Raw genomic sequence first — 9,428 nt, forward strand, 5'->3', positions numbered from 1 at the left:
TTGCAGCAGAATGTGATGATCTTCGGTTCAAACTCTGCCATTTCTCCCCCTTTTTTTTGTTTGCTGAAATATGGTTAAACTTTGTTACTAACTGTTACAAGCTATTTCAAATAAAATCCCTATTCGAAGGGAATAAGGAGCGTGTGAGCCAATTGCCTCTAAGAAAACTAAAAAATTGAAAGGGTAGTGATCTTGATTTGGCTGCCTCTATAAGCTCGTGCTATTATCAAATTTCAAACTTTGAAAGTAATTTAGCCACAATGCAAACTGCTATTTCCGCCTAATTTTCTAGCTTTTATAGACTATACCTTAAAAATTCAATATGACAAATTAAAGTTTTTAATGATTGAGGGGATTCCTCATTTGAGGAAATCAATAATCAAAGATATTGGGGAATTTTATGGGAGTTTAATCGAGAGTAACCGTAATTCTTAATAAGTCAACGATGCTTGGCTTACGTCTGCCGAGAGAGGAAATGGAGAATTGAGGTCGGTTTGCGAGCTGAACGTCGGCCTTCTGAGCAACTAAGCTGGGAGAAACCAGGGTAAGTCATTTCTATCTACTAAGTTCATGCCTTAAGTATCCCGGAGGCGGCAAAGAGGAGGACCAGAACCTCGATGACGGCAAGCGCTACATATATATTGTCCCTCTTCTCGAAGAAGAGAGGAATGATGGCGATATAGCAGATTATGGTCAGGCTGGCAAGAAAGGCTACCCCGATGAAATTTAGGAAATCTCCCTTGGTGATGAGACTCAGCCATGACCAGCCGCCCTTAAGGCCAGTCTGAGCGAGATACTTATCGACTGGAAGTCCCCAATATTTGGGAAGCTCGCTTAAAGGGATGTGTGACCTGAGCGCTCCCGTTAGATAGATAAGAAACGAGACAATGAGAATAATCAGGCCGACCTTCATCCCAAAATCGAGTATCTTTGCATAGATTAGCTGCTCCTTGGTCGCTTCAAGTTTTTCTTTCATAACCTCTCCTTAAGATCCCTTCTTTTTGGTTTTTCCTTAAGCTGGCGCCCATTTTCGCTCCCTTGTCCAAAGGTCTATTTCCAGATCGAGAGCCCCTTGAGGAGGGTCCTTGTGCCCGTAAGAAAGAGCATGATGATGACTATATATCGAACCGCAGCCGGCTTGGTCTTTACCAGAATCTTTGCGCCCACCCTTGATCCGAGCATCACCCCGATGATCGACGGCACGACCAACATGGGAAGGACCGCTCCGTTATTGATATACATCCAGGCGGCTGAAGTGGCGGTTACCGAGAGAAGAAAATTGCTAGTTGCGACGGCGACCTTTAAGGGAACGCCCATCATGAGATTCAAGACCGGCACGTTCGCCCAGCCGCCCCCGATGCCAAATATGCCGGCCATGAAGCCGATTGCTACAAAGCTCGCAAGGCCACGACGTGCTCGATGAATCTCCCAGTTAATATCCTCGCCCGTCGATGATTCTCGATAGATGCCGTTTATCTTAAGGGCCACGGCAAGGGGACTTGCCTTTTTTACCTCAGGATACTCTGACTTTTTGGCCAGAGCCATGAAGAAGACGATACAAAGGATGGCGACGCCCAAGGCAGTCTGCACGATATTGGTTGGAAGAGCAAATCCCACCATCGCTCCGACGATCGAGGAGACCGAGGCGATAAGGGCCGCGGGCAGCGTCAGCCTAAGATCGGCCAGCCGCTCCTTTAGAAGGCTGGGCCCGGCCGATATCGAGCCGGAGAGGGCCACCAGCAGGCCGGCCCCCCTTACAAAATCTAAGTGAAAGGGGAAGAACCCACCGATGATGGGAACGTAGAGCGAGCCGCCCCCCACCCCACCGATGACGCCCAAAACCCCGATAAAGAAGCTGACCACGAAGAGAAGTAGGGGCCAGACCCACCAGGCGACCTCGGCCCCCGTTTTGGAGACGGCTTGAACTGCGGCCGCAAATGCGCCGCTTGGGACAAATATCAGCGTTGAAGATATCAAAAGAATAATTCTTGCCCTCGATTTTCGAAACACTTCTTCTCCCCTCTTAAAGCTAAAAAATGGATAAGGCCTTGGGACAGAGCGGCAGATGCTATGCAGCATCTTTGGCCTCCAGATAGAAGAGGACCTCTCCGGCCTGGGCTACGGCCTCGTAGAATCCCGCCTTACCCAATATTTTGAGATCTGAGCAGAGCTGCGGCCCCCAGGCTAAGAGGTGCTCTTTTAGAAACTCTTTGGCCAAGGAGAGCTCGCCCCTCTGATACAAAAGGGCCATAAACTCGCATTCGTGGGCGATATGATCGGGCATCTCGCCGGCCGCCCCCATCCCAAGCCCCTTATAATAGGCGGCAACTCTTCTGGCCGCCTCGCCCATCACCTGGCGCTCCCCAAGATAGACCGACTCATATGGCGGTATGAAAGGCAAGTAAGAGTCGAAAAATATCCTGGTGTATTCGGTTTTTAGAGAATCTAGAAGCTCGACCGGGTCCTCGTCCTTTAAGCTTTCAAGAAAGGGATGGGGCGGTAAGGGCGAGAAGGAGTGCTCTCCTCTTGCGCTTGAGACAAGACTCTCCACAAAGGACTCTGTCGGCTCGGTCAAGGCCTGGGCGAGCCAGCCATATAGGCGGGCTTTATCTTCGGCGCTTAAGGTGAGTGGCCCAAACTCCGGGGCTGGAGTGGACTCAAATCTGGGACTCTCTGAGATCATCGCCCTAACCCAGTGGAGGTGATCATGCTTTGCCCCCTCCTTCTTCCAGAATTTCACGTCCTTTTCGTCGACGAAGAGTTGACCCAGTCGACCGGTCTCTTTAGCTGACATGTCTCTCCATCGCCTCTATTTTGGCAAAATGACTCAAGAAATCGCCCTCTATCAAATCGCTCTTTATCTTATCGATCTCTTTTTGGCTCCTTATGAAAGAGGTTAGAACGCCTCCATAGCTCACGTCGCCGACCAAGATCGCACCGACCAGTCGTTTGCCCTCGAATATCAGTTTTCGATAGAGGCCGCTTTCATTATGGATCGCTACCTCATAACCCTCGCCGGCCAAGGTTAGGCCCATCGTCATCACGGGAAGACCATAGACCTCGACAGAGTTCATGATCATGCCGCCTTGGTATGGGCGCTTCTGGCCGGCCATATTGAGCCCGGCCAACCTTCCCTGCTCGTAGGCGAGGGGAACGATGGCGATGACCGACGCCCGCTTGTTTAGGATATCATAGGCCTGCACTACATCGCCGGCCGCATAGACGTCATCCAGACTTGTCCGCATATACTCATCGACCACTATTCCTCGGTCGATCTCGATGCCGCTCTCTTTGAACGGCTCCACATTGGGTCTTACCCCGATGGCTACAACCAGAATCTCGCAATCGAGCTTTCGGCCGTCGTCTAAGAGAACTCCTCTGACGTTGCCGTCTTCATCGGCCAAGATCTCGGTGACGGTGTGAGAGGTGATCGCCTTGATTCCGGCCTCGGCCAAGCGCCGGCTGACCATCTCTCCGGCGGCCTCATCTAAGGCCAGGGCCAAAAGCCGCTCTCCGAGCTCGACGATGGTCACATCCGCGCCCGAATTGTTCAGCCCCTCCGAGGCCTTGAGACCGATAAGACCGCCGCCGATGACGACCGCCTTCCTGCCTTTGGTGGCCAACTCTTTTAAGCCTTTGGCATCATCCCAGGCGGTGAAGGTGAAGATATTCTTGGCCTCAAGCCCCTTCATCGGCGGCACAAAGGGCTTGCCGCCGGTTGAGATGAGTAGCTTGTCGTAAAGAACCTCTTGGCCCGATGATAATATTACGGATTTTCTGGCGGGCGAGATCTCCGCCACTTCCTGATCCAGCAGAAGATTTACGAAGTTATCTTGATAGAATGAGGAGTCGCGGTAGAACATCTTCTCCTCACTCACCTTGCCGCTCAGATAATACGAGATGAGGGGGCGGGCATAGGTAGAGTAGGGTTCATTGGAGATGATGGTTATCTCCCCTTGACCGTCAACTTCTCTAATGGCTTCGGTGGCCGCAACTCCCGCATAAGAATTGCCGATGATCACATATCTCATCATCTATTCTTCAGGTGGCAGAAAATAACCAACTGAATTCTCCCTTCTTCGATCCTGCGAGTAGGTGGTCGGTCCCACCTTGACCAGGGCCCCGGGTTTGCAAACTTGAACGCAGGCGGGGATCTCCTCCTCCAAGCAGCCCTCGCACTTGTAGGCCAAGTGTTCACCCGCCGCTCGCAGGGTCGCCCCAAAGGGGCAAGCCATGATGCACATCCAGCAACCGACGCATTTGGCGTAATCGGTCTGGACGAAGCCATCTCTTTTAACCCGCGCCCCGGGCATGCAGGCAGCCACACAAGGGGGCTCTTCGCAGTTGTGGCAGAGGATGGGAATGCGTAAGTCGCCCTCCTCCTTGATGCTTATCCTAGAGACCGCCTCTTTATCAGCGTTTGAGCCGACCGCTTCCTTGCAGGCAGAGAGGCAATCTCTGCAGCCATCGCAGAGCTCGGCGACTACGCGCACCTCCTGGCCGCGCTCGCCTATCATCCCTTCTATCATCTCTCTTCTTGAATTTGGTGGCTGCTGCAAAATCTGCCCCTTACGGCAAAGTTATCTCCAAAAGATTAAGGGAGGAGAGGTTCTCCCCCCTAGCAAGTCTCCGCCCTGATAGCCTTAGGCCATTTAGCCAGTCTCTCTTTTAGTAGAACGGGCTCGGTTCGTAGTATTTGATCTTGGCCTCATCCAAGAGGGTTTTGACCCTCTCCTCGTCGGCTGGGCTCAAATGAATGGTGGCATGATAGGGCTCCACCGAAGAGACCGTCTTATAGACGATTTTAACCTTCTCTTTTTGCAGTAGGTCAAAAGCTTTGGAGTAGTCTCCGCTTAAATACTCCACCCGAAGGGGAGCCGTAACAACGGTTCCAACGCCGCTCATCTTGCTTCCTCCTTAAAATCTCTACCTTTAAACCTTGACCTCTAAACCTCTGGGGTTAGAACGCCCTCGGCCACTTCCCGAGCGGTCCTCTCCCTCATGATGGTCGAGAGCTCATTGACGTCGCCGAAGTATAGAGCCTTGGCCGCGCATTTGGTGGCACAAGCCGGCCAGAGACCCCGATCGACCCTCTCCATGCAATAGTCGCATTTTATGATCTTTTTGGTCTGCGGATTGAACTGAGGCGCCCCAAAGGGACAGGCCTCAATGCAGGCCTTGCATCCGATGCAGGCATTCTCATCGGAGAAGACGATGCCGTCATCTCGCTTCTGCATCGCCCCGGTCGGACAGACTTGGGTACAGGCCGCCTTCTCGCAATGGTTGCAGCGCATGGTGAGAAAGGCCGTCTTCAGTTTTCCCCCCACCATCTTGGGGCCGACCTGCATCATCCTGACCAGACGCGGACCGACCGGCACGTTGTGCTCCAGCTTGCAATGAACTTCGCAACCGAAACAGCCGATGCATCTCTCCTGATCGTGGATCATATTCCACTGGTCGGAGGAACCCCTTAAGGTAACGCGGGACTCCCGCCCCTCGATATCGACGGACTTTTCGGCAAAGCCATCTTCCGCCTTATTGATAAAGTCGCTCATCTTAAATCCTCCTTAACTTGCGCCCGATCAGCCCGAAGTGAAGGGCAAGACATTGCCATCGGCGGCCGCTTTGCCCTCGTACATAACCTTCTTGGTCTTGCTATCCCATGTCGGCGCGCCTTTCATGGCCACCTTGTTGACGTAGGCGCCAAGCTCACTCTGGGTATCCACCGGGTAGTCGTCAAACTTCTTCAAAAAGTCGTGAGTCCTCCTGACGGCTTCCTTCTTATCGGCCCCCTTCTTTCTGACCGAAACGAGTTGAGCCTTGAACTCAGCCTGGTTGTAGACGGGATCGGTGATTATGTCGTCGATCAGCCAAGAGACGTTGCGATTGGTGATGGCCGGAACGAAGGGCTGGTATTCATCGGTCGAGCAGTAGACCCAGACTTGTCTGGGATCGGTCTCCTCGGTCACCCAAGCGTAGCCATCGAGTTCCGAGCGCATCGACTCCAGTTTAATGTAGTCGCCGTCTTTGATCCCGAGCGCTTTGGCCAAATCTGGATGGACTTGGATGTATCTGTCCGGCTCCAGTTCATCAGTCCAAGGCCACCAGTGACCCATCTCGTGAAAGCTGGAGACCGGCCGGCCGGTACACATGATGATGGGATGCTCCTTGAAGTCATCAGGATCGGAGACGGGGGTGTGCCCGCCCTCGCGATGCTGGGGCAGATAATCCCAACCTATCTTCTCGAGCGCCTTGGAGCCGATCTCGATCTTGCCCGAAGGGGTGGGGAAACGCTTATCGCTCTCGGGATAGGGCTCATCCTGATACATGATCCATTTGCCCCTGGAGAGGGCGTCGTCAAACTCGAACTTCATCGCCTCCTCGATGGTGGTAGCAGGCCACATGACTCCGCCTTTGGGAGTCGTCTCGGGATCGAGGGTCCGCTTGAGACAACCGGCTGTCAAGGGCTCCTGCTGGTTGACCCAATCGGTCATGGCGGCCATATCGATTAGCTCGCTATTCTCTTCTTTGCGCCAGGGGAACCACTTTAGGCCCTCCTCTTTGCCAAAGATACGATCCGATATTCCGACGACCACATCGATGTCGTTTCGACACTCCCAGTTGGGCTCGATGCACTGATTGAACCAGCTGAGAAGGCGGTTGTTGCCGTGATGGCAGATGCCCTCCCGCTCCACCCAGGAGGTGATGGGAAAGGCCACGTGAGCGTGGTGATATGTAAAATTGGGATGGAAGGAGTTATGGATGGCTATATCGACATTCTTCTTAAAAGCCGCAGCATACTTCTGGGTGAAGGGCATCTGGGCCAACATATTTCCGTTCCACCAGGCCCCCCGAAGCGGATAGGGCTTCTGGGTGAAGAAGGCGTTTGGAAAGTTGGCCGCGCTCACATCGGCCCAGCCGATCAATTTATCCGAGATGACCGGGGCCTTGATCGGCGGCAGATCGCCAAGATCATTTCCGGCCGACATGGGTGGGCGGCAGTTGTGCAGCCAGTTCCAGCCCCCTCCCTTGATGCCGATATTTCCGGTGATGGCGACCAGCGCCGCGTAGCAGCGGTTGATGTTGTTGGAATTATAGGTCTGAGCCGTTCCCAAGCAGCCGTTGACCGAAGCCGGCTTGGAGGTGGCAAAGAGGCGGGCGGCCTCGATTATCGTCTCTTTCGGCACCCAGGTTATCTTCTCGGCCCGCTCGGGCGGCATCGCCTCTAACAAGGGGCGCCACTCATCGAGGCCGGTGACCCACTTGTCGACAAATTCGTGATCGTAGAGATCTTCCTTCAAGATGACGTGGATCATGGCCATGACCAGAGCGGCGTCGGTGTTGGGACGCAAGCGCATGGCGATATCTGCCTTGGCCATGGTCGGGTTGAACCTGGGATCGATCCAGATGATCTTGGCCCCCCGTTCCTTGGCATCCATCACCCACTGCATCTCGACGGGATGGTTGTTGGCATGCGATGAGCCCGCTCCCAAGATACATTTGGAATTGATCCAATCGGGCACCGGGTTCATCAGCCGGCCCAAGCCTTTGGCTCCAAAGACATAGTTGGTGGCCACGCCGGGCGACTCACAGCAGATCGGACCCTGGCCAACCACGTTCGGGGTGCCGAATATCCGGCCAAACCTGGCGGCTCCCGTCTTCCAGAGCATATCGGAGCGACCGGTGCGGTGGATCATCAGGGCCTTTGGGCCATACTTATCCTTCAATTTGATCAACCTCTCGGCGGCAAAATCGAGAGCCGCATCCCAGCTGGCCCGTTTGAACTCATCGTCCAAGGTCTCTCTGACCATGGGATATTTCACCCTTAAGGGGTTATATATATGTTGGAAGGCACCGGATCCCTTGGGACAGAGGGCTCCCCGGCTCAAAGGGTGCTCGTCATCACCTTGAATATCGACCACCCGGCCTTCTTTGACGAATATCTTCATCCCGCAGGCCGCTTCACACATGTTGCTGCAGGTGGTGGAGATCACCTTATCGTATTCTCTGGTAGACTCCGCTAATGGTTTTAGGGCCATGTTAAATACCTCCGCTAATAAATAAATTACTTCAGCTTTGCCGGTCCCATGTGCCCGCCTCGCTGGTACGTCGAGCGCTGCTCCGATTGAGCTCTGGCCAGCTTTTTATATAACTGCTTTGCAAAAGATAGAGCCTTATCCCTATCTTGATCCTCGCAGATGACCGTAAGCTCTATCATCTCTTCCTGTGAAAGGAGGATATTGGTCTCTTTGATCTCCAGCATGATTTGTCACCAGATCCATAAAGTTTGTTCAAATAGTAACAATTAAAATCATGCTAACACTTGCGAGGCGGAAAGCGCAATTTTTTCTTTCGAGTGGCATACAAAAAGCTATCCTATTCTAGCTGGCCAAAATGACAAACTTAAAATCGATTAATTTTTTCAATAAGTCGCATTGCTAATTTCGCCCCATTCCCAGCCCCTCTTCCTTTTAAATCTAGACGAAAAGATTGATCTGAGCGTCCATGGCGTAGTCGAGATAGGTGGCTGCGCCGCCCACCTCAACTCCATCTATCAAGTCCTCTTTTTTGACGCCCATCACATCCATCGTCATCTGACAGGCGATCAGCTTGGCCCCCTCTTCTTGTATGATCGCAAGAAGCTCCGGGATGCCCTTTGCGTCCGCCCCGCCCATCCAGCCCTTCATCATCATCGTCGCCATCGCCGTCATCCCCGGCAGAGCTCCTATGATATTGGGTATTGGAACCGGCATGGCCGGATTTGCCAGGGGCGGCACTTTGAGCGAATCCATTTTGCGCTTATTTATGATGTCCAAGCCGTAGAAGGTGAAGAATATACCCGCCCTCCATATCCATCGAGAGGGCGGTTGTGGCCAAAATCAGGGGCGGATAGGCCATATCGAGCGTTCTCTTGGATGCTATTATGGCAATTCTCTTGGATTTTTCGGTCATTTGCCAGCTCCTCTCTTTGAGTTGATCATTTAACTCAGCGCTCCCTTCTCTTTCAGGGTAGCCATGGGGTCGGTTATGTGTTTGTGGAGGCCAAGCTCTTTGGGATCGCTTCCAAATGAGAGGCCAAGGAGCTGGGTTATGTAGAGGATGGGGAAGTTGTATTCCTCGCCCCACCTCGATGAGATGGCCTTCTGCCTAAGATCGAGACTGACCTGACAGAGGGGGCAAGCGGTAACTATCACATCGGCCTGAGCCCGCTTGGCATCGGAGAGGATTTCGGCCATCATCTTGAGGGAGATATCGGTCTCGGTTGCACCCAGGGCTCCTCCGCAGCACTTGGTCTTGTAGGACCAGTCAAGGGGAGTCGCTCCGGTCAGCCCAACCAGCTCGTCCATATTGGTCGGATCATCGGGGTCTTTGGCTCCGGTCACCTTGGGCGGGCGGGTCAGATAACAGCCGTAGTAGGAGACGGCTTT

The 9,428-nt window shown here is 53.2% G+C and carries 10 protein-coding genes and 1 pseudogene; all 11 read right to left on the reverse strand.

The genetic code is table 11. The features are described 5' to 3' along the window. Positions 1–568: 568 nt before the first annotated feature. Positions 569–976, reverse strand: coding sequence for a hypothetical protein (locus QMD53_06395; GenBank protein MDI6800274.1), 408 nt, complete (start codon positions 974–976; stop codon positions 569–571). 74 nt (positions 977–1,050) lie between these two features. Beyond that, on the reverse strand, positions 1,051–1,977 hold the full coding sequence (locus tag QMD53_06400) for a sulfite exporter TauE/SafE family protein (protein ID MDI6800275.1): 927 nt from the start codon (positions 1,975–1,977) through the stop codon (positions 1,051–1,053). A gap of 91 nt (positions 1,978–2,068) precedes the next feature. Next, positions 2,069–2,794, reverse strand: coding sequence for a molecular chaperone TorD family protein (locus tag QMD53_06405; protein ID MDI6800276.1), 726 nt, complete (start codon positions 2,792–2,794; stop codon positions 2,069–2,071). Then, on the reverse strand, positions 2,784–4,034 hold the full coding sequence (locus tag QMD53_06410; GenBank protein MDI6800277.1) for an FAD-dependent oxidoreductase: 1,251 nt from the start codon (positions 4,032–4,034) through the stop codon (positions 2,784–2,786). The genes QMD53_06405 and QMD53_06410 overlap by 11 nt, the downstream gene beginning before the upstream one ends. Then, positions 4,035–4,559 carry a 4Fe-4S binding protein gene (locus QMD53_06415; protein ID MDI6800278.1) on the reverse strand — a complete coding sequence of 175 codons (525 nt, stop codon included), beginning with the start codon at positions 4,557–4,559 and terminating at the stop codon, positions 4,035–4,037. 109 nt (positions 4,560–4,668) lie between these two features. After that, a complete protein-coding gene (locus tag QMD53_06420) occupies positions 4,669–4,905 on the reverse strand; it encodes a hypothetical protein (GenBank protein MDI6800279.1) in 237 nt (78 codons plus the stop codon). Between the two features lie 41 nt (positions 4,906–4,946). Beyond that, entirely contained in the window at positions 4,947–5,555 is a 609-nt protein-coding gene (locus QMD53_06425; protein MDI6800280.1) for a 4Fe-4S binding protein, read from the reverse strand. A 27-nt stretch (positions 5,556–5,582) separates the two neighbouring features. Continuing rightward, entirely contained in the window at positions 5,583–8,039 is a 2,457-nt protein-coding gene (locus QMD53_06430; GenBank protein MDI6800281.1) for a molybdopterin-dependent oxidoreductase, read from the reverse strand. Positions 8,040–8,065: 26 nt separating this feature from the next. Beyond that, positions 8,066–8,263, reverse strand: coding sequence for a hypothetical protein (locus tag QMD53_06435; GenBank protein ID MDI6800282.1), 198 nt, complete (start codon positions 8,261–8,263; stop codon positions 8,066–8,068). A gap of 214 nt (positions 8,264–8,477) precedes the next feature. Next, positions 8,478–8,952 (reverse strand): annotated as a pseudogene (locus QMD53_06440) (DsrE/DsrF/DrsH-like family protein). Positions 8,953–8,981: 29 nt separating this feature from the next. After that, on the reverse strand, positions 8,982–9,428 hold a 447-nt coding region (locus tag QMD53_06445), incomplete at its 5' end, for a heterodisulfide reductase-related iron-sulfur binding cluster (protein ID MDI6800283.1).

It is taken from the genome of Actinomycetota bacterium, from assembly GCA_030017835.1.
Lineage (GTDB): Bacteria > Actinomycetota > Aquicultoria > UBA3085 > Oleimmundimicrobiaceae > Yes70-04.

Excerpts from the sequence above, each read along its gene's own strand:
- QMD53_06405 (MDI6800276.1), bottom strand. The coding sequence starts at position 2,794 with ATGTCAGCTAAAGAGACCGGTCGACTGGGTCAACTCTTCGTCGACGAA.
- QMD53_06435 (MDI6800282.1), bottom strand. The coding sequence starts at position 8,263 with ATGCTGGAGATCAAAGAGACCAATATCCTCCTTTCACAGGAAGAGATG.
- QMD53_06410 (MDI6800277.1), bottom strand. The coding sequence starts at position 4,034 with ATGATGAGATATGTGATCATCGGCAATTCTTATGCGGGAGTTGCGGCC.
- QMD53_06395 (MDI6800274.1), bottom strand. The coding sequence starts at position 976 with ATGAAAGAAAAACTTGAAGCGACCAAGGAGCAGCTAATCTATGCAAAG.
- QMD53_06425 (MDI6800280.1), bottom strand. The coding sequence starts at position 5,555 with ATGAGCGACTTTATCAATAAGGCGGAAGATGGCTTTGCCGAAAAGTCC.
- QMD53_06420 (MDI6800279.1), bottom strand. The coding sequence starts at position 4,905 with ATGAGCGGCGTTGGAACCGTTGTTACGGCTCCCCTTCGGGTGGAGTAT.
- QMD53_06430 (MDI6800281.1), bottom strand. The coding sequence starts at position 8,039 with ATGGCCCTAAAACCATTAGCGGAGTCTACCAGAGAATACGATAAGGTG.